Annotated in this window: 15 protein-coding genes; 7 read left to right on the forward strand and 8 right to left on the reverse strand. The window is 34.4% G+C overall.

Annotated elements, in window-relative coordinates; translation table 11 throughout:
• Positions 1–71: 71 nt before the first annotated feature.
• From ACK4M9_RS00840 to ACK4M9_RS00860, 5 genes are all read right to left on the reverse strand, one after another.
• Positions 72–917 carry a carbohydrate ABC transporter permease gene (locus ACK4M9_RS00840; RefSeq protein WP_409846852.1) on the reverse strand — a complete coding sequence of 282 codons (846 nt, stop codon included), beginning with the start codon at positions 915–917 and terminating at the stop codon, positions 72–74.
• On the reverse strand, positions 917–1,864 hold the full coding sequence (locus tag ACK4M9_RS00845; protein ID WP_409846853.1) for a carbohydrate ABC transporter permease: 948 nt from the start codon (positions 1,862–1,864) through the stop codon (positions 917–919). The genes ACK4M9_RS00840 and ACK4M9_RS00845 overlap by 1 nt, the downstream gene beginning before the upstream one ends.
• 77 nt (positions 1,865–1,941) lie before the next feature.
• Positions 1,942–3,282 carry an ABC transporter substrate-binding protein gene (locus ACK4M9_RS00850; RefSeq protein WP_409846854.1) on the reverse strand — a complete coding sequence of 447 codons (1,341 nt, stop codon included), beginning with the start codon at positions 3,280–3,282 and terminating at the stop codon, positions 1,942–1,944.
• An 842-nt stretch (positions 3,283–4,124) separates the two neighbouring features.
• Positions 4,125–4,754, reverse strand: coding sequence for a YesL family protein (locus tag ACK4M9_RS00855; RefSeq protein ID WP_409846855.1), 630 nt, complete (start codon positions 4,752–4,754; stop codon positions 4,125–4,127).
• 228 nt (positions 4,755–4,982) lie between these two features.
• Positions 4,983–6,323, reverse strand: a complete 1,341-nt coding sequence (locus ACK4M9_RS00860) for a multi antimicrobial extrusion protein MatE (protein WP_409847347.1) — start codon at positions 6,321–6,323, stop codon at positions 4,983–4,985.
• Between the two features lie 221 nt (positions 6,324–6,544).
• On the opposite strand from ACK4M9_RS00860, the gene ACK4M9_RS00865 reads away from it, so the two are divergent.
• A complete protein-coding gene (locus ACK4M9_RS00865; protein ID WP_409846857.1) occupies positions 6,545–7,654 on the forward strand; it encodes a glycoside hydrolase family 88/105 protein in 1,110 nt (369 codons plus the stop codon).
• A 183-nt stretch (positions 7,655–7,837) separates the two neighbouring features.
• Here ACK4M9_RS00865 and ACK4M9_RS00870 read toward each other — a convergent pair whose 3' ends face one another.
• Both ACK4M9_RS00870 and ACK4M9_RS00875 read right to left on the reverse strand, forming a co-directional pair.
• Positions 7,838–8,803, reverse strand: a complete 966-nt coding sequence (locus tag ACK4M9_RS00870; RefSeq protein WP_409846858.1) for a bile acid:sodium symporter family protein — start codon at positions 8,801–8,803, stop codon at positions 7,838–7,840.
• Complete coding sequence (locus tag ACK4M9_RS00875) at positions 8,800–9,891, reverse strand: glycoside hydrolase family 88/105 protein (RefSeq protein ID WP_409846859.1); 1,092 nt, start codon at positions 9,889–9,891, stop codon at positions 8,800–8,802. Before ACK4M9_RS00875 ends, ACK4M9_RS00870 begins: the two co-directional genes overlap by 4 nt.
• 262 nt (positions 9,892–10,153) lie before the next feature.
• On the opposite strand from ACK4M9_RS00875, the gene ACK4M9_RS00880 reads away from it, so the two are divergent.
• The gene (locus ACK4M9_RS00880; RefSeq protein ID WP_409846861.1) at positions 10,154–12,472 is read left to right on the forward strand and encodes a helix-turn-helix domain-containing protein; all 2,319 of its coding nucleotides are present in this window, start codon (positions 10,154–10,156) and stop codon (positions 12,470–12,472) included.
• A 381-nt stretch (positions 12,473–12,853) separates the two neighbouring features.
• Here ACK4M9_RS00880 and ACK4M9_RS00885 read toward each other — a convergent pair whose 3' ends face one another.
• On the reverse strand, positions 12,854–14,377 hold the full coding sequence (locus ACK4M9_RS00885; protein WP_409846863.1) for an extracellular solute-binding protein: 1,524 nt from the start codon (positions 14,375–14,377) through the stop codon (positions 12,854–12,856).
• 313 nt (positions 14,378–14,690) lie between these two features.
• Between ACK4M9_RS00885 and ACK4M9_RS00890 the strand changes: the two genes are divergently transcribed.
• The 5 genes from ACK4M9_RS00890 to ACK4M9_RS00910 all read left to right on the forward strand — a co-directional run bounded on the left by ACK4M9_RS00890 (position 14,691) and on the right by ACK4M9_RS00910 (position 19,958).
• On the forward strand, positions 14,691–15,674 hold the full coding sequence (locus tag ACK4M9_RS00890; protein ID WP_409846865.1) for a LacI family DNA-binding transcriptional regulator: 984 nt from the start codon (positions 14,691–14,693) through the stop codon (positions 15,672–15,674).
• Positions 15,675–15,946: 272 nt separating this feature from the next.
• Complete coding sequence (locus tag ACK4M9_RS00895; RefSeq protein WP_409846866.1) at positions 15,947–17,353, forward strand: spore germination protein; 1,407 nt, start codon at positions 15,947–15,949, stop codon at positions 17,351–17,353.
• Positions 17,354–17,395: 42 nt separating this feature from the next.
• The gene (locus ACK4M9_RS00900; RefSeq protein ID WP_409846867.1) at positions 17,396–18,583 is read left to right on the forward strand and encodes a Ger(x)C family spore germination protein; all 1,188 of its coding nucleotides are present in this window, start codon (positions 17,396–17,398) and stop codon (positions 18,581–18,583) included.
• A gap of 14 nt (positions 18,584–18,597) precedes the next feature.
• A complete protein-coding gene (locus ACK4M9_RS00905; protein ID WP_409846868.1) occupies positions 18,598–18,828 on the forward strand; it encodes a hypothetical protein in 231 nt (76 codons plus the stop codon).
• A 14-nt stretch (positions 18,829–18,842) separates the two neighbouring features.
• Positions 18,843–19,958 (forward strand): GerAB/ArcD/ProY family transporter, encoded by a 1,116-nt coding sequence (locus ACK4M9_RS00910; protein WP_409846870.1) that lies wholly within the window; start codon positions 18,843–18,845, stop codon positions 19,956–19,958.
• Positions 19,959–20,029: the final 71 nt, after the last annotated feature.

A 20,029-nucleotide genomic window follows, 5' to 3' on the forward strand; every position in this document is an offset into this window, starting at 1 on the left:
AAAGCAGTTTAGGTATTTTACGTTTAAGTAACGAACGTAAAATACCTTAAGTTTCTTTGTAGCTTGCTAAATTATTTCAAACCTGTAGTTGCAATACCTTTTACAATATACTTCTGACAGAAGATAAATAGGATAAATTGAGGTAATAACGAAAGTGATGACATCGCAATTAGTGGCCCCCAAGCTGTCATTGCGTCAGGATCCATAAATCCTCTTAGTCCTAAAGCAACCGTATATAATTTAGTATCTTGTAAGAAGATTAATGGCGTAAAGAAGTCGTCCCATGTCCACATGAAAGCAAAGATCGTAACTGTGATTAACGCTGGTTTACATAAAGGTAAAATAATGTACCAGAAAATACCGAACTGGTTACAACCATCAATTACTGCTGACTCATCTAATTCACGAGGAATTCCTCGAATGAACTGAACCATTAAGAAGATGAAAAAAGCAGACCCTCCTAAGAAAGCAGGTACGATTAATGGAAGAAATGTATTCACCCAACCAAGATTGTGGTAAAGAATATATTGAGGAATGATAACTACTTGAACTGGTAGCATTACCGTTCCTAATAAACAAGCAAATAATACTTTTTGAAATTTGAAGTTTAACCTAGCAAACCCATAAGCTACAACACTTGATGAAAAAACCGTACCAATAACTACGAAGCTTGTAACGATAATTGAGTTTTTGAAGAATAGGTCAAATCCAAAACGACCATATCCTTCCCAACCAATCTTATAGTTTTCCCAACGAAACTCTGAAGGAATTAATGATGCTGAGTTTTGAAAGATTTCTAGTTCTGGTTTTAAAGCACTGGCGAACATCCATAAAATTGGATAGATCATTATAAATCCGAGGCCAATCATAAACGAATGATATACGACAGACGATAGTTTTGATTTTTTGTTAAGCATTATGATTTACCTCCCTCAGATTCGTAATAAACCCATTTTTTACTCGATAGAAATACGATTGCAGTTAAGCATCCGATGATTAATAGTAATACCCAAGCTAACGCCGAGGCATAACCCATACGGAAATACTCAAAGGCATTTTGGTATAGATACAATGCATAAAGTAATGTTCGGTCAATCGGTCCACCGGCTGTAATTAAAAACGCCTGTGTAAAAGTTAAAAATCCATTAATAATCGCGAAAATTAAGTTAAAGAAAATAACCGGTGTTAACATTGGTAACGTAATTTTGAAGAAACAATGTATGCGGTTCGCACCATCGACAGCAGCAGCTTCATATAACTCTGTTGGAATTTGTCTTAGTCCAGCTAAGAAGATTACCATCGGTGAGCCGAATTGCCATATAATTAGTAAAATTAAAACAGATAACGCATAATCTGGATGAGCAAACCAGTTGTAACCTTCAATATTAAACCAACCTAATACGTGGTTTAATGCACCCTCACGTCCAAAAATTTGTCGCCAAATTACAGCTACTGCAACACTTCCGCCGATAATTGAAGGTACATAATAAATTAAACTGTAAAACCCGGACCCACGATGTCCTGTATTCATTAACATAGCTATACCTAAGGCGAAAATGAGCCTAAGCGGGACAGCTATGGCAACGAAGATTAAAGTTACCTTTAACGTTGTCCAAAATCTAGGATCACTCGTGAACATTCGCACATAGTTGTCAAAACCGACCCATCTCGGAGCACTTAATAAATCATAGCTAGTAAATGATAAATAAAATGAATACAACATCGGGCCAACAATAATTGCTATAAAACCAAATAACCATGGTGAGATAAATGCATAAGCTACTAAATTTTTTCTAAAGTCTCTTTGTTTTGGAGAAATTGTTTTAATTGGCTTATTATCACTTAGACCTGGTTGACTATTCATCACAAAACCTCCCTTTTGCCTAATAGAAACCATCTAAACTCATCATCTAGATGGTTTCTACTTTAGCAATTCTAAAATTATGGTCTACTAATAATATCTAGCATTTCTGCTTTGTATCTTGTAACTGCTTTTTCCGGTGTATTGGCACGGTATAGTAACTCTAAGAAAATACGATCAAAGGCATTGTCTAACTCACTTCCTGATGGAGGTGGTGGTGGTGGTGCAGCTTGAGCATATTGCGCAATTAAGTCAATATAGTCAAATTGTTGCTGAACAGTACGATCTAAGTTTGCATACATATGCTCACGAATTGCTGATGAGATTGGTACTCCACGATCACCTTGTAAAATGTCGTTAGCTTCTGTACTATTAGTCATCCAATCCATAAACTTCACCACTTCTTCTGGGTGTTTCGTGTTCGGGTTCATGGAGTAAAGTAAAGATGCACGAATGTAAGCGCCTGTATTTCCATTAGAAGCACTTGGCATAATCGTCATTTCAAGATCACGTCCTGCAGCTTGAGTTACAGCTACAATTTGGTTACTATGAATGATTTGCATCGGTGCTTGCTTGTTTACAATTAAATAATTTTCAATAGTTGCTGCTGCTTCGTTTACGTCTGCCGGAGGTACAACACCTTCATCTTGTAGCTCTAACCAGAAGTTCATGAAGTCTACAAAATGTTGTTCGTTATCCCATCCTAAGCCTGTTCCATCTTCGTTATATAACCATTGTCCTTCTTGTAATAACCAAGTTCCTAAAGCTCTTGAGTGGTTAACATCAATATACGTCCCATAAATACCTAGTTTTTCTGATAATTGACGCGCTGTATTTGCGAAATCTTCCCAAGTGTAGCCTGGCTCTAAAATTGGAACACCAGCTTCTTCAAACATTACAGGGTCATAAACTAATGCGAATGCGTTACTACCTGTACTTAATCCAACTAATTCCCCTTGGAAATAACCAGGGTCTAAACTGCTTTGATTAATAAATTCACTGTTAATAAGTCCTGAGTCAATATAAGGTTGTAAGTTAGCTAATTGTCCACGACTACCATACATTGGTAACCAGCGGTCAACCATTTGGAAGATGTCTGGAGCATTACCACCAGCTACTTGTGTAGCTAAACGATCTGCATAATCATCAAAACCTAAAAACTCTGCGTTAATAGAAACGTGTGAGTTTTGCTCTTCATATAAATCGATTAATGCTAAAGTACGGTCATGTCTATCCTGATTTCCCCACCATAAGAAACGGATTTCTACGTTTTCTTCAGCAGCTGGTTGATCAGACTTTTCTTCTGTTGTTCCTTGGTTGTTGTTGTTTGTTGTCGTAGGTTCGTTTGAATTGCTTGAGCAAGCTACTAACGTTCCAATAAAGAGTAAGCTAATGAACATTGCGATAAATTTTAACTTCATTTCATTTCCCCCTTAAATAGTTTCATAAATTTTCTGTAGCAAATTTCCCTCGATCTGATACTAAGAGCTTTAAAAGTGATGGTTACTTGTCTGTCACCCCTTAATTAGAATAATCCGCATCCGGTAACAACGTTGTTAAAAAACTTTTGGAAAGGTTTTCATTTTTGTTCATTATTAGCAACCGGACCAATTATTCTTTTTTATGGAAGAAATATTTTGTCCTCAATCGTGTGATCTCCTAAAAATAATTTGTTGGAGCTGACAACAATTTTGGCTGTTTCATTTCTTAACGTTAATTTACCGTAGCTCAAATGAGTGCGTCTATAATCTTTAGTTCAGTTGTATGAAAACGCTATCAAAATTAACTTATTTTCTCCTGTAAACTAACAAATTGAACATGATATAAGCTGATGATTATCGTCAATAATCCTTCTAATATCAACGTTTTACTTAAATTTCTGTTTAATCATGTCCTTTATCAATAATTTCAACTACTAGGCTCAAGTTCATCCGTAGCCTTACCCTTATAAAACGTAATCAGTGTATGTTAGCTAATGATTATAAGAGTTTAATAAGATTAGGCCAAGGCGCCCACTATCAGTGACAAGCAAAAAAACTGTCCGATTAAGGTTGCTCTTCACTCTTAATCAGACAGTTTTTTGAGCTCGAGAGAACTTGCTCCTGCGACACTACGTGTGCTCGTCGCTAGATTGTACTGTTGCCAAGTCAAGGAAGTTGACCCGATAGCGCAGTGGGCTAGACAGTGATTGTGTCGAATTTTTATACTTTGCTAAACTAAAAAGGAATAATCTCTTTAAACTAGAGATTATTCCTTATATGAATTATTCAACATTTTCTGCTTGCTTTTGTTCTAGTTTGACAAAAATTCGGTGCGCAATCACCATGAACATCATACTTAATGGGGCAACACTCAAGAACAGAAATGCAGCTGGTGCAACTTCAATGGCAAAGTATATAAAAATGACACATAAAATCATCGAAAAAGTATGAAACGGATTTGACATTCCAATTACCAATGCATATTTAAGGCTCTGAAACAATTTTAAATCATAATGCACATAAACTGGAAAAATGTAAAAGAGCATCACTGCAAAGTTAAATGCTAGCGCCACAAAAACATAGAAGAGTACTTGAGAAAACATTCCATCTAAATGATAAAAAAAGTATAAATCAAAATATAAAATAGCACCAATTAAAGTAACGATCAAACCAATACTATTAGAGCGAAGGAATTCTCTTCGATACACTTGCCAAAATTCATTGAAAATTGGTAAGTCTACCTCACCTTTAATCCATTTCCGTGTAATTGTAAACATTGCTACTGTCGCAGGAAAAATCCCTACCACTACTAAACCTAACATCGTAAAACCAATCCATAGTACATTGACATAGGCTAATCGAACTACCCATTCAGAAGCTTGATAAAAACTTCCAATAATTCCTTTTACCATTCTGTCATTCCTCCTTTTCTATGAAATTTCTAATCTGTAGTCATTTTTTTTAGGAAAAATAACAACGTTTTCATTACTATAATTGTAGATATAAAAACTAGCAAAGTCAATTGCCAATCATATCTATTCGGTTAAAAAAAAAATATAGACATATGATAAATCTGTACGTCTATATTTAGTAGGAGCCACGTGATGTAGACACTTTTGTCCCAGCTCTACTTTATATCATTAAGTATGAACCGCTTTTTTATTTAATTTTTCCTTGCTTAAATCATTACCTCTTCCCTTCATCAAAAACAAATAAACAACACAGGCTTCAGCTGCCATTCCTACAGAATGTGCTAATGAACCAATCATTCCATTCCAATGAGGAACTACACTTGTCGTAATCAGTAAAATGAGGACCGTGAAAATGACATGAGTTGTTTGTGAAAAGACCATTACTTTAGTTTGACTTCTTAAAAGTAATAAACCATTACAATATTCTAGTATCGGAAATGCAATTGTCATTATGAGGAAAAATTTAAGTGCTTGTAAACTTTCTTCTAATAACCGATCACTTGCACCAATTACATTCTCAATAAACAAGCTCCCGAGCGGTGTAAACGCAACAATTGCCAATACTATCACTGGAATAAGTCCAATACCACCAATAAACTTTTTTACTTTATCACTGTTGTCTTTATGGAAGGATAAGACGATTTGGTGGATATAACTAAACGAACTTAAAATGAGTTGGCAAATACTAAATGCAATTGCATAAGCTGCAATGGCAAGTTCGATCTCTTCCGTTTTACCTAAAAACACATTAATTAATGGAGCTACTAAGACTATGATGAGCGATGAGAAAATTAAAGGTTGATAAAATTTAAAGATTTGGGCCTTTTTCGTAATATGATGTTGTATATCTTTTTTGACCATTTTTTTAACGAGGATTTTTCCTTCTATAAAACTTACTAAACTCTCAATCATCATTCCTAATAAAAAGATGTAAGCTCCTGTTTTTGCATTAATATTTCCCGTTTCAATAAAGTACAACGATAATCCGTACATACCAATTAGTCTTACAACCATTCCTATCGTAAGCCATTTGGTTTGTTTTGTTAAAATAATAACCCCTTGAAATAAACAGCGGACAGCAGAAAAAAAGATAACGATGATTAGTATTTGATACACTTCAACAATATGAGTTACCATCGTGGATTCAACACCAAAAAGATTGGAAAATATCCAATGGCCTAATGGGGAAAAGGCAATGAACGTAGAAACTAGCATTAATGAAAAAATAACATAACTCGCCACATGTGCCATCACTTTAAACGATTGTCGGTCTCTGACTAAAGCTGAACAAGTGTGGCGTAATAAAACGCCCAGTCGTTCAGTTATACTAAATAAGCTCATGGCTATCACATAACTAGCGATTATTAGTTCAGGATTTTCTGCCCTCGTAAGAGTACTATTAATAATTAAATGAGATATCGTTACTAAACTAGCAGATAGACCTAGTGGAATGAAGAACTTTAATAACTTAGCGCTTGAAACAATCTCACCTTTAGTTGTAAGTTCCATTTTCAATAGTAACCGTCCTTTCAATCCATCTTAACAACGTTGTTAAATAACGATACTCCTTCTCTCTAGTTATGTCAATCAATAACAAGTGAACGTTTAAACATTTTTTAGCATAATGTTTTTTGTGAAAAGTCAATAATTTATTGACAACATTTTCAGCTTTAGCTTAAAATTATAATAAATAACAACGTTGTTATTCAAACGATACGGAGGTGCTTTAATTGGCATATGAGATGATAGAAAAGTTGAAAGATCAATATATGAATGGTTGCGACAAATGGTACTCTAAAACTTGGCACTATGTGGAAAGTTGTATTATGAAAGCTTATCTAGATAGCTATGAGCTTACTGGCAATGAATCTGATTATCAGTTTGTTAAACAGTTTGTAGACCAGCTTATTGATGAAAATGGTGAAGTAAAACAGATTGACATTCATTATTTCAGCATCGATCAAATTCGCATGACAACAATTCTTTTTACCCTATACAATAAAGAAAAAGATCCTAAATATAAGAAATTGCTAGACCTTATGTACAATCAGTTGAAGACATATCCACGAATGAAATCAGGAAACTTCTGGCACAAATCAAATTATCCTAACCAGCTATGGATGGACGGATTATACATGGGACAACCGTTTTACGTCCAGTATATAAAACAATTTGAAGAAACGAAAGACTACTCAGATACGTTTAATCAATTTAAGAAAACGCGTGAGTTTCTTTTTGATGAAAAGACGCAATTATACTATCATGCTTATGATGAGAGTCGTGAAATGTTTTGGTGCGATAAAGAAACTGGCCGTTCACCACACGTTTGGGCACGTGCTGTCGGTTGGTATGCAATGGCGCTTGTCGACATATTGCAAATACTTGAAGACGAGAGTGTTGATACATCAGATTTAGTTGATATGCTTAAAGAAACAATTGACGGCATGTTACGATATCAACATAGCACTGGTTTATGGTATCAAGTTGTAGAATTTAGCGGTTATAAAGACAACTACTTAGAGTCAAGTGGAACAGCAATGTTTGCCTATGCCATTTTAAAAGCAGTACGACTAGGCTACTTATCAAATGACTACCAAAAATACGGAAAACTTGCATTTGATGGCATAGTTGAGCATTATATTACTGAAGAAAACGGTGAAATCCTGTTAGGAGGCATTTGTAAAAGTGCAGGTCTTGGTAGACATCCTGAATTAGGGATTATTCGTGACGGTAGCTTTGAATATTATACAACTGGTGAACCCATCGTAATTAATAACGGTCATGGTGTTGCTCCTTTTCTAATGGCTTTCAATGAGATTAAATTACTTGGAAATAAATAAATTTAAAAAAACCAATTCGATTGACTTCGATTTGGTTTTTTCGTTATTCCATTAGTTATCCGTCGTTAACCTCTATGATCTCCCAATTCCGTTGCCACCACCAGTAACAACAGCAACATCGTTTGTTAAGTTCATCTTAAGCGTCTATTCTACCTCTTTCACATAAAGATATAGTATATAATCTTATAAATTTGAGACGTTCAACAATTGCTTTTCTTGTTTTAGAAACCGTTTTAGATGTTTACCAACTACCGCGGCTAAAACCTGTTGAAATAATATTGTTAAAATAATTGGTAACGTGACTTGCGGAGCAAAATATGTAATTGCAAGTGCTGCTCCAACACCATTGTTTCTAATCCCACTATTATACGCTAAGCTAATAACAATCTCGTTATTCCAATTGAATAATCTTCCTGCAACAATCCCGATTGCATATCCTGTTAAAGCCAAAGAAATTAATACGATTAATAGTTTAACGAGTTGGGCATCAATTTTCGTGAAATATGGAGAAACTACTGAGCTATTAATTAATATCACTAGTAACAAACCAATTTTAGCAAATGGAGCAAGCTGCGGTTTTAGTTTTTCGCAAGGCTGTTGAAAATAATGATTTAAAAAAATTCCTAAAAGCGAAGGAACGACAATCATCCAAAACAGTCCACTCATAAGCCCTAATGTATCTAATGAAACCTCTGCGCCAAGTAACAACTTCAATGTAAGGGGAACTAGGAATGGTGACAATAACGTACTAACTAAAATAATCGTAAGCGATATAACACTGCTTCCTTTATGAATTGCAACCCACATTAAGCTTACAATACCTGTAGGAATTGCAAACGCCAGTACTAACCCTGTAATAAGATCAATATTATTTGCAAAAAATACTTTTCCAGTAAAAAAAGCTAGTAGCGGCATAATAAATTGCAAAATTAGCAAACATACGAGGAGAGGTATCGGGCTCTTTAGCGAACGCCCGATATCTCTTATTTTTAAACCAAGACTGCTAGAAAACGTCATAAAGGCAAAAATCCAAGGTACTAAAAATGCATAAGAGTGGAGAAACGAAAAAATAGTAATTCCACTCACTACACAAATTGGTGTTAAAAGTGGTAGCCTTTTTTCTAACATCCTGTTAATTTGTTGCATCATAACTTACTCAGTTCTACCGCAGCTAAAATAAATGCGCCCAACCCATGAAGATCATTCGTGCTAGTTTCTCTTGCCACATAGTAATCATAGACGCCACAAGAAGTCCCAATACATATTCCCTCTAGTTGAAGACGACCTTCATCATCAAAAGAAACCATCCGTTCTACTAAGCCGTCAAAACATTTTTGGGCTATTGGCAAGTATGTTTGATCAATATAGTTATGATTAATTGCTTTAACTATTGTATAAACGAATAAACAAGAACCTGATGACTCTAACCAGTTGTCTGCTAAATTTCCTTTATCTAAAATTTGATACCATAAACCAGTCTTCTCATCTTGATAGCGAATAATGGTTTGTACAAATTCATTTAATGTAGCTATTAATTCCGGTCTTACTGGGTGATTTGTCGGTAAATGCTCTAACATGTCAACTAGAGCCATGCCATACCAACCGATTGAGCGACTCCAAACTTCTGGCGCGCGACCTGTAACAGCATCTGCCCAAGGTTGTTGTTTCAACTCATCCCAGGCATGATAGTACAAACCTGTCGTTTCATCTTTAGTATTTTTACGTATTAATTGTTCTTGATATAAAGCTCCCTCTATCAGTTCAGGTTCATTAAAGGCGTTTCCATAAATAACCGAAAAAGGTCCTGCCATATATAATCCATCTAACCACATTTGGTATGGGTATTTATCTTTGTGCCAATACCCACCTTCAGTTGTTTTGTTAAGCGTTTTCAAAAGGTTTCGCAACTTCGTAGCAGCTACTTCATATTTTCTGTCTTTCGTTTGTTCATAGATAGGAAAAAGTAGCAGTCCTGGCTGGATTGCGTCTAGTTCGTCTCTACGGAAATAAAAATTCCCTTCCTCATCAACTAATTCGTCTACATATTTTTTAACATAAGCAAAATACTCATCTTTCTTAGTCTGTTCCCAAACTCTGTACATCCCGTAAAGAAAAACTCCTTGGTGATAATGCCACCTATTTTCTGGGGGTAGTTGTATTGGTCGATATTGCTCCATTAATGATGTACAAGCTTTTTCTGCCCATTGTAGTGGGTGAAGCTGTTGGTAATCTGTCATCTCATTCCCTCCAATTAATTTCTCTAATTAAACACTGTCTTCCTAAAGCACCATATCGTAAACAATGAAGGAGCGTCTACAATCTTTAATACAGAATATTAATAAATCCCTAATTTACTTAAAACAGATTTTTAAAAACTAATAAAATGAATGTCATATAAGGTAATGATTGTTTTTTAAAATTCTCCTTATATTGCTGTGTTTTGAACTGAAGAACAATGTATAATAACATTAACAACGTTTGCAAAAATGGAGGTTTGTAATGAAAAAAAGTAAGATGGGATTTTTTTTCAGATTGATGCTATTCATACTTCTCGTAAGTACATTACCAATAGTATTACTAGGGACATTCTCTTATATAAAAGCTTCTAATGCTATATATGAAAAAGTAATAGATGAAAAAGCACAAAGTATGTATCAAATAAGAACCAATGTAGAACAAGTCATTAAGACCGTTGACCATTCGTTAACTTTTTTTGTTAATTCCTCATTTTTAGTTGATACGATAAGAAAGCCAATGCATGCTGAACAATTTCGCAGCTATCGACAAATGAAACACGAATTAAACTATTTGCAAACATTTGATACCGGTATTAAAGATATTTCAATTATTAGCTTGGAACATAATTGGCTAATTAACAACGAAGGTCTGAAACAACTAAATACTAATGATATTGAAGATTATGGTCACTATTTATCTTCTAGTCAAAAAACAAACTGGATTTTTGAGAGTGCTGGACAATCATCAAGCTTTTCAAACGAGCCTTTTTCTTTTACAAATTGTAATTATAATATTAGTTTAGTTAAGCAGCTTCCATTAACAACGAGTAAAAAAACTGGTTTGGCTATTGCTAGCATTCCTTCTTGTTATTTAGCAAACTTAATTACAGCTAAAAGTGACAATGAACAAATTATGATATTAGACTCCAACTTACGAATTATTAGCCATAACGATACAACATTAATTGGTAGTTTTTACGAAAATGACAAGTTAGCAGAAAAGTTGTCTAGTAACGATTTTCAAAGCTCAGGCCAATTAAATGATGTAAATGAATATAGTGCTTATACGTTGACGTTTCAAAGGTCTCATTACAACGGTTGGCTTTATTTATCCGTTATTTCTAATCATGAATTAAAAAAGGATGCACTTACCATTGGTTATTTTACTTTATATATGTGTATCATCCTGTTTATCATTTGCCTTATTATTTCTTGGTATGGCTCGAAAAAATTATATAAACCTATTAATCAATTATACAAATCAATTTTTTCAACCAATAAATCACCTTATCAAAAAGATGTCCACGGTGATGAATTTACTGCCATTGGAGACCGAATTCATGACATGTTAGATGTAAATAAAGAATTGGAAGAAAAACTGCAAGGACAAATTGACCAATTAAAACAATTGTTTATGAGACGTTTACTAGACGGGCAACTAGGCGAAGAAGAATTGTTAATGAAATATTTATCCTACAATTATAATGAAAGATGGCAACAACTGTGTGCCTTAACCATCCAAATTGATTCCTTAGAAGGAACAAAATATACAGTAGAACAAAAAGATTTACTAATGTTCACGATAAATACAATCGTAGAGGAATTTATTCCTCACAACCAAAGGTTAACACCCATTCTAAGAAAAGATGTCCAAGTATTAATTATTTTAAGTGAACACAATACTAAGGATGCCTATGAAACATTTGTTCATGATATTGCTTTTCAACTTCTAGAAAAAATAAATGAGGAATTAGACTTATCAGTCAGTATCGGTGTTAGTCAACCATTTACGAAGCTCTCCCAATCACGACTTGCGTATCTAGAAGCTATGGAGGCTTTAAAGTACCGGATAAAATTTGGCTCTAATTCGATATTGTATTTTAAGGATGTCAATACTGGAAACTCACTACAAACGTACTTCCCAGAGAATTTAAAAAATGAGTTATTTGATGCAATTAAACTAGGGGACAAAGTAAAGGTAGAAGACACGTTACGAGAGTTAATATCAACTATTTTTTCAAAAGACTTAAGCCCAAACCAATATCAAATCGCACTGATGCGCTTGTTAAATGATTTAATTGTACTTATGCAAACACTGGGGGTCGAATTGGAAAATTTAGATGATAAGAAATCGTTGTTTGATCAATTGTTCGAATTAAGTACAATTGAGGAAATTGAACGCTGGTTTAACGAGATCATTCTCTTCCCTTTAGTAACATCGATCGAAGAACGAATTACATTACAGTATAAAAATATCTCTGATAAAATTATTCATATTATTCAACAAGAATATGATACAGATATTTCACTAGAAGCTATTGCCGAAAGATTACACTATAACTCGAATTATTTAAGTAGTATTTTCAGAAAAGAAACGAACATTTCTTTTAGTGACTACTTGGCAATGTATCGCTTAAATATGGCCAAAAAATGGTTAGTTGAATCAGAATTATCCATTAAAGAAATTGCAGAAATGTTTCACTATAACAATTCACAAAATTTCATTCGTTCCTTTAAGAAAAAAGAAGGGATTACTCCAGGAAAATACCGAGAACTCCATTCTTCAAAAAAATTTGATTAAGCCATAAATAAGGTGAACCAGAGTACGTATTCCAGAAAGGTGGTTGCGTATCTTCTGGTATAACCCCTTTTACAGAACCAAAAGTGGTTTTATAAGCAAGAAAAAAGGACGTCCCATTATCATTCATATAATTAAGTACGTCTAGTTTGAACTTTAATTGAACTAAAATTAGACTTAAATAAAAAACCGCACCTCAATTGTTAGATTTTGTCCAACAACTGGGGTGCAGTTCATTTAGATATCATCCGTTCGTTTTTGAATGCTAATTGTAGTGTTAATTTGTTTCGGGATTGAATGCTTATTGTACTGTTATTTAGCTTGTCAATTCACTTTTCCCCTCCCAAAACTTAACCCGTTACATATACAGTATATCTGTTATCTCTATTTATTTTGAGCGATATATGAGTTGGTCAATTCTTCAATAATGTTTTTTCCTCCTTGGTCCAACCATTCATTAATGGCTCCTTGAAAGCCATCCTCATCTATTTGCCCAATAATAAATTGAATCGTAGCATCCTCAATAATTTGATTTAATCGGAAACCATCTATTTCCTTCGTCTCAGAATAAAGGGTAATAGCCGGATTGTGTATTAAATATTTTTCATTCATATTCGTTAGGTCATCTGCTTTCACTTGAATCTCATAACTAAAGTACCTTTCATAGGCACCATTTGTTTCTCTTTCACCAATTTCAAGTGCCAAATATGGCCTTACCTCGGCATCGTGTAATACGGGGTCTATAACCCTAGCCATCCCATCAACGACCTCATAATGTTCCCCTTCAATTCCCCATAATAAGAGATTGCTAACTTCAGGAGTCATTAACTGATCATAAAATGCTAAGACACTTTTTAAATCATCTTCAGTCTTTATCGCAGATTTCGGAAATAAGATGACTCTAGTAAATCCAGGGATAGCCCAAATTCCAAAGTCTCCTTGGGGCCCTTCAATATAATTTTGCACATCAAATGTGGCGTCATGATTTTTTTGAATGGTGTCGGTATACAACTTATTAACATCCGTCATTGAACCGATATATATTCCCGCTATCCCATTTACCAACAAACTCTGTTGGTCATTTTTTGTTGTGACAGGGAAGTCTCGATTTATATAGCCATTGGCGTATAACGCCCTCATATAATTTAATGTTTCTAAATACTGGGGAAACATAAACTCAGGATATACTTGATCATACATAATTCCATATTCATTTGGAACACCGAACCAAGAAGCAATTGTCTTAAAAGAACCGTATACTAAATCACTTCTATCTGTAATCCCAATAGTATCATTTTTTCCTGAACGATTAGGATCCTCTTCAGTAAAAGCTTTAGCCATTTCAAATAATTCCCTCGTATTTGTTGGAGTCGATATTCCAAGGTTTTCTGCCCAATCTTTACGATAAATAATCCCTTGCCTTGATAATGGTCGTCCTAAATAAAGGGAATAAAACTTCCCATCTACTTTTTTATTTTCTAGCGTTTCTTTTTTCAACTTACTCAAATTTTCGAACTCGCTTAAATAAGGGCCAATTTCCCAGAATTGCCCTTCTCTAATAGCATCTTTATACTGACTAAACATTTGGAAATTCATTGGCACGACCATTGGTAATGTCCCACTAGCAAAAGCAGTGTTTAGTCGCTCGTTATAATTTGCATCAGGGATAAAATGAATGTTTAATTTAGTATTAGTTGCAGCTTCCAACAATTGTTTAATTCTTTCATTTGGATACTCTGATGTATGAAACTCTAGCATCATCGTTATTTCGAAAGGGCTTTCATTATTTTCTCTCGTTACCTCCCTATCTATGTTACTACAAGCAACTAGTAGACTAAAGAAAATAAGGAAGAACGATAACATGAAAAAAAATGGCGAATTCTTTTTTATTTCACTTACGATATTCATTCTTTGCCTCCCTCTCTTTTTGTTCAGTCGATAAAGAAAAGATATTTGTTATTATACCATCTAGACTTTTCAAAAAGTGTAAATATCCACAACGGACTTAAATTATTCAAAGTTTAGATTGGAATAGTAGGTAACTTATAACTAAATAGAGGACCAGACCAGCTCATTAAATGACAACGTTGTTATTTAATTTTATTTGTTCTCCTTTTCAATGTCAACTCCATCGAAATACCTTTAAAAAAGTTGTACCGCCAAATCATTATAGAATATAATTAAGGTAGCTGTGTATTGAGTTTATGGAGGAACGATGATAATGAGCATTACTATTAAAGATATTGCCAAACAAGCGGGAGTTAGTTATTCTACTGTATCAAAAGCATTAAGGAACAGCCCTTTAGTGAAAGATCCTACAAAAAAGAAAGTTCTTGCGATAGCTGAACAACTAGGGTATATCCCAAACATCGCTGCTAGGAGTTTAGTGCAAAAGAAGTCATATACGATTGGCGTTGTTTGGCCATCTTTACAACGAGTGGCTCCTTCTGCTCTCATTACGAATATTAACGAGTTATTAGAAAAAGAAACATATACAACGTTATTATCAATAAATAGTATAGAGAGTGCCGTTGCTACGTTTAATCGTTTCCAAGTTGATGCTATTATTGTCTTTGGCGAAACAAATGGCCAAAACAAAGGAAATACAATTCAGTCAAAAGTACCCATTTTATACTACGGTATTAAAGATCAAATTAAACATCCGACGATTGATGTTAATCGCAGATTTGCTATTAAATTTGCGGTAGATCATTTAAATCAGCTTGGCCATAAAAAAATTGCTTTTATTGGTGAAGTGACTTCAAAAGACTTGCTCCAAAAAGAAAAATATTACGGTTATTTAGAAGGTATGGCGTCAAATTATTTAACTGTCAAACCTCAGCACGTAAGTGACACCAAGGGGCTTGATGTTTATTCAGGTTACTTAAGTGCGAAATCCTTGTTCACCGATGCTCCTGATGTTACCGCCATTATTAGCGGTAGTTATGATTTAACCCGTGGCATCATTAGAGCCGCCCAGGAAAAAAACTTAAACATTCCTAACAACCTTTCCATTATTAGCTACGATAATGTCCCCCAACAAAGTAACCCTGACAATGCATTTACTAAAATTGGCGTTCCTATCGAACGAATAGCTGAAGAAATCACTAGAACCTTGTTAGCAATCATTGACAAAAAAGAAGTAGCCGATTCAATCGTCTTGACCCCTGAGCTTAACGAAGGCAACTCATGTAAAAAAATTTAATATAAAAAAAGGGATAGGTTTTGGTTTTCCAAAACCTATCCCTTTTTTGCTTTAGTAACCTTAACCTACGCAAGCAGCCCCAACTAACTACTAAAAGATATAAAATACTACGATTAACGCGAAGTCAGCTCCTAAACCTATTGAATATATTTCTGTGATCTATGATCTTTAACCATCGAATAAAACTTTTGTCCTAAAATAAATTGGTATATATAGTCAACTTGAGGAAAAGATATCATTAACAAAATTTGTGAATAGCAGCGGTGTATTAAATGACAAACACATTAGATAATAGTTTGCAAAACAATATTAGCAAAATTAAAAGCGACTTAGGAAACAGTACTGACCTAATTATTCGTTATCTAAACGTCAACGAAAAAATTAGTGTTGGATTAGTCTATTTAGATGGACTATCTAATAAAGAATTGATTGAGTATTCAATTATTGAATCACTGTTGAAACTAAAAGATCAAGATTCATCCGACTTCCACTTAGAGTTTTTAAAAGAAAAAATACTGGCTAATCCTGAAATTAGCAACGTTAAAGATTTTCAAACATTGTATAGTGCGTTACTTTCAGGAGATACAGCAATCTTCATCGAAGGGAAAGAAGAGGCGTTTATCGCTAGTACGAGAAAAGCGGAAGAACGAACGGTTGCTGAACCAACCACTCAAGTTGTAATCAGAGGTCCAAAAGATGGGTTTGTTGAGAATATCACCGTTAACGTCGCTTTGATCCGTAGGCGAATTAAAGATCATAATTTATGGTTGGAAACGAGGGAAATTGGCAAAGTTACGAAAACATCGGTATCGATTATGTTTCTTCACGGAACGGTTGAAGAGAAAATTTTAAATGAAGTTCGTACGCGTTTGGATCAAATTGATACAAATTCAATTTTAGAAAGCGGCTACATTGAGGAATTTATTCAAGACTCTGCCTTTTCACCATTCCCAACTGTCTACAATACCGAACGACCTGATATTATTGCAGCAGGAATATTAGAGGGACGAATTGCCATCTTAATCGATGGAACCCCTTTTGTTTTACTAGTTCCTGCCCTATTTAACCACTTTATTCAAGCTGCTGAAGACTATTATAATCGCTCTGACTTTGGACTAATCCGTATATTAAGATTAGTATGTTTAGGAATTTCCTTACTGGCTCCATCTATTTACGTCGCCTTAACAACGTATCACCAAGAAACAATCCCAACGGTCTTATTAATTAGCCTTGCTGCACAGCGAGAAGGGGTACCATTCCCAGCTTTTTTTGAAGCCTTTTTTATGGAAATTGTTTTTGAAATTCTGCGGGAGGCAGGTCTTCGGATGCCAAGAATGGTTGGACAAACGATGTCAATAGTCGGTGCGCTTGTTATAGGCCAAGCTGCCGTTGAGGCAGGCTTAATTTCGAATGCGATGATCATTGTTGTAGCAATAACCGCTATCGCATCCTTTGTGGCACCTGGTTATAGTATTGGTATATCAATGCGTTTGTTACGATTTCCAATGATGTTCTTAGCAGCTACCTTTGGACTTTACGGGATAGCCGTTGGGCTTATGTTTTTAATTTTGCATTTAGCAAGTTTAAAATCATTTACCATTCCCTATATGTACAACATTGGTCCATTCAAATTACGGAGACAGAGAGATACGATTATCCGTTTACCTCAGAAAATGTAAAAAGAAATCAATTAAAACTTTTAAACAGGATGGAATACACTTATGAAAAAAAAGCACGTAGCTTTTATTGTTCTTTTTTTGCTGACTATTTTTTCTACAGGGTGTTGGAACCAACGAGAATTAAATGATTTAGGAATTGCAATGGCACTTGGCTTAGATAAGGTGGATGATCATAATATTCGTTTAACCGTCCAACTTGTTTTGCCACAAGAAGTAAAAGAACCAAGTTATTTTACCCCTGTGACAGTTTATTCAGAAGAAGCTGAAACAGTTTTTGAAGCGTTCCGAAAAATTACGACGATGTCTCCTAGAAAAGTGTACTTACCACATTTTCGAATGGCAGTCATAGGTGAAACATTAGCTCGTGATGGAATTCTTGATCTTCTCGAGATGCTCTTTCGGGATCATGAATTTAGATCTGATTTCTATATCGTGATTGCAAAAGAAGGTGTTAAAGCTAATGATATTTTGCAAACAATGACACCATTTGAACGGATTCCAGCAAATGAAAAATTTTCCACTTTAAAATTATCTGAATCAGCATGGGCTCCAACAGTAGCAGTCAACCTTGATGATCTACTTATAAACTTGGCAACAGAAGGTCAGGAAAGTGTTTTAACCGGGATTGCATTTAGTGGCGATAAGAAAAAGGCAAAATCAAAGGAAAATGTGGAAACCTTAGATCCACATGGTGTCCTACAATTTAGTGAAATTGGCGTTCTTAAAGATGATAAGCTCCTTGGCTGGTTAAACCAAGATGAAAGCAAAGGGTATAATTACATCATGAGTAATGTCCAAAGTACAGTTGGGAGAATTAAATGTCCAAATGATGGTGAGCTCGTAGTCGAAATTATGGGAACAGAAGCAGAGATTATACCTAGCTACAAAAATGGTCAACCTGAATTTGAAATTAAACTCACTAGTAACTTAAATATTGCTGAAGTCATCTGCCAGATTGATCTTAAAGATCCTAAAACGATAAAACAATTGGAAAAAAACTTAGAAGAACGCCACAAAGAACTGTTAACAACCGCTGTCGTTGCAGCACAAGAAAAGTTTAAAAGTGACATCTTTGGATTCGGAAATACATTTCGAAAATCCTATCCTAAACAGTGGAAAGAGATGAAAGATCAATGGAAAGAAATTTTCCCAACAGTGAAAGTATCCTACACAATAGAAGGAACGATTAATTTAACTGGAACGATTAAGCAAAGCGTCTTTGAAAAATGAGAGGTGGTGGAACAATGGAGATTTTACTATATTTTTCGATCATACTCATTATTTTCTATTCTGGATTTCAAACTTATTATAAGAGTAAAGAGAAGGTACCAATAATCGTCTTTGGTCTACTAATGGTATGCAACGTAACTTTAACAATTTTACACGTACTTGAAGTTTCCATACCATCGCCCTTAGAATTCATTACGTTCATCTATAAACCATTTAGTCATTTTCTTTACTCATTATTCTCATGAAAAGGATGTTCTTAATGTTCGAAAACGGAAAAATTAGTAATTTACAATTTTTTATCCTTGTTTTCTTTTTCACTATCGGAAATACGATTATTAACGCCCCAGCCTTAATCGTTTCACAAGCTAAGCAGGATGCTTGGATATCAAATATATTAGCTCTAACTTTCGGACTTTGCCTAGTACTATTTTATTGTTATCTAGGTACTAAATTTCCCAATAAATCAATTGTCCAATATAGTGAAATTATTCTTGGTAAGGTCATTGGGAAAATGTTTTCACTTTTTCTCATCTCTTACTTCTTCATTATCGCTTCATTAATGGTACGACAATTTGGGGATTTTATGACGACGATTATTATGCCCGAGACGCCGAGTCTTGCAATACACCTCCTCTTTTTGACAATCATCATTATAGGTGCGTACTTAGGAATTGAAACTTTAGGGAGATCCGGTGAAATTATTTTACCAACTTTACTACTTCTATTAGGCATTCCATTTATTTTCCTGTTACCTGAGACGGACATTGATAATCTAAAACCAATTTACGAAAACGGTTTTTTTCCGGTTATGAGAGGGACAATTTCTAATATAGGGCTCCCATATCTTCAATTAATTGTTATTTTAATGCTTTTTCCATTTGTAGAAGACGTAAAAAAAGTAAGAAAGATATTTATTCTAGGAGTATTTCTAGGTGGTGTTGTGCTCGTAGCTGTAATTCTATACTCAATCTTAACGATTGGCGTTATCTTGACAGAGATGAAACATTACCCACCATACTTTATGGCACAAAAAATTAGTATCGGTGATATTATTGAACGTCTTGAAGTGTTAATTGCAGGAACGTGGTTTATTACAATATTCTTTAAAACGACAATTTTGTTATATGCTGCAAACTTAGGATTGTCTCAAATTTTTAATTACGAAAATAGTCGTCCAATACTTTTCTGTTTAAGTTACTTACTATTAATCCTAACTCAGTTTATCTCTCCGAATATTGTCTATTTTAATGATTTTTTCAGAAATATTATCCCCCCTTATTCACTAACTTTTGGTCTATTATATCCGATCGTATTAGTAGGGATCTATTTAATCAGAAAAAAGAACCTACCTTCCATAGCAAATGATAAAAGTTAAAAACAATTAGCATGCTATAAAGTCACGTCACTAATAGCTACTAATTGTTTTTTTGTTTGCAGGAGATTTAA

Source organism: Anaerobacillus sp. (assembly GCF_046314235.1).
Classification (GTDB): Bacteria; Bacillota; Bacilli; order Bacillales; family Anaerobacillaceae; genus Anaerobacillus.

Coding starts and splice junctions, on each gene's coding strand:
- ACK4M9_RS00895 (WP_409846866.1), top strand. CDS start 15,947: ATGACAAACACATTAGATAATAGTTTGCAAAACAATATTAGCAAAATT.
- ACK4M9_RS00840 (WP_409846852.1), bottom strand. CDS start 917: ATGCTTAACAAAAAATCAAAACTATCGTCTGTCGTATATCATTCGTTT.
- ACK4M9_RS00850 (WP_409846854.1), bottom strand. CDS start 3,282: ATGAAGTTAAAATTTATCGCAATGTTCATTAGCTTACTCTTTATTGGA.
- ACK4M9_RS00880 (WP_409846861.1), top strand. CDS start 10,154: ATGAAAAAAAGTAAGATGGGATTTTTTTTCAGATTGATGCTATTCATA.
- ACK4M9_RS00845 (WP_409846853.1), bottom strand. CDS start 1,864: ATGAATAGTCAACCAGGTCTAAGTGATAATAAGCCAATTAAAACAATT.
- ACK4M9_RS00885 (WP_409846863.1), bottom strand. CDS start 14,377: ATGAATATCGTAAGTGAAATAAAAAAGAATTCGCCATTTTTTTTCATG.
- ACK4M9_RS00900 (WP_409846867.1), top strand. CDS start 17,396: ATGAAAAAAAAGCACGTAGCTTTTATTGTTCTTTTTTTGCTGACTATT.
- ACK4M9_RS00890 (WP_409846865.1), top strand. CDS start 14,691: ATGAGCATTACTATTAAAGATATTGCCAAACAAGCGGGAGTTAGTTAT.
- ACK4M9_RS00855 (WP_409846855.1), bottom strand. CDS start 4,754: ATGGTAAAAGGAATTATTGGAAGTTTTTATCAAGCTTCTGAATGGGTA.
- ACK4M9_RS00905 (WP_409846868.1), top strand. CDS start 18,598: ATGGAGATTTTACTATATTTTTCGATCATACTCATTATTTTCTATTCT.
- ACK4M9_RS00870 (WP_409846858.1), bottom strand. CDS start 8,803: ATGATGCAACAAATTAACAGGATGTTAGAAAAAAGGCTACCACTTTTA.
- ACK4M9_RS00910 (WP_409846870.1), top strand. CDS start 18,843: ATGTTCGAAAACGGAAAAATTAGTAATTTACAATTTTTTATCCTTGTT.
- ACK4M9_RS00875 (WP_409846859.1), bottom strand. CDS start 9,891: ATGACAGATTACCAACAGCTTCACCCACTACAATGGGCAGAAAAAGCT.
- ACK4M9_RS00860 (WP_409847347.1), bottom strand. CDS start 6,323: ATGGAACTTACAACTAAAGGTGAGATTGTTTCAAGCGCTAAGTTATTA.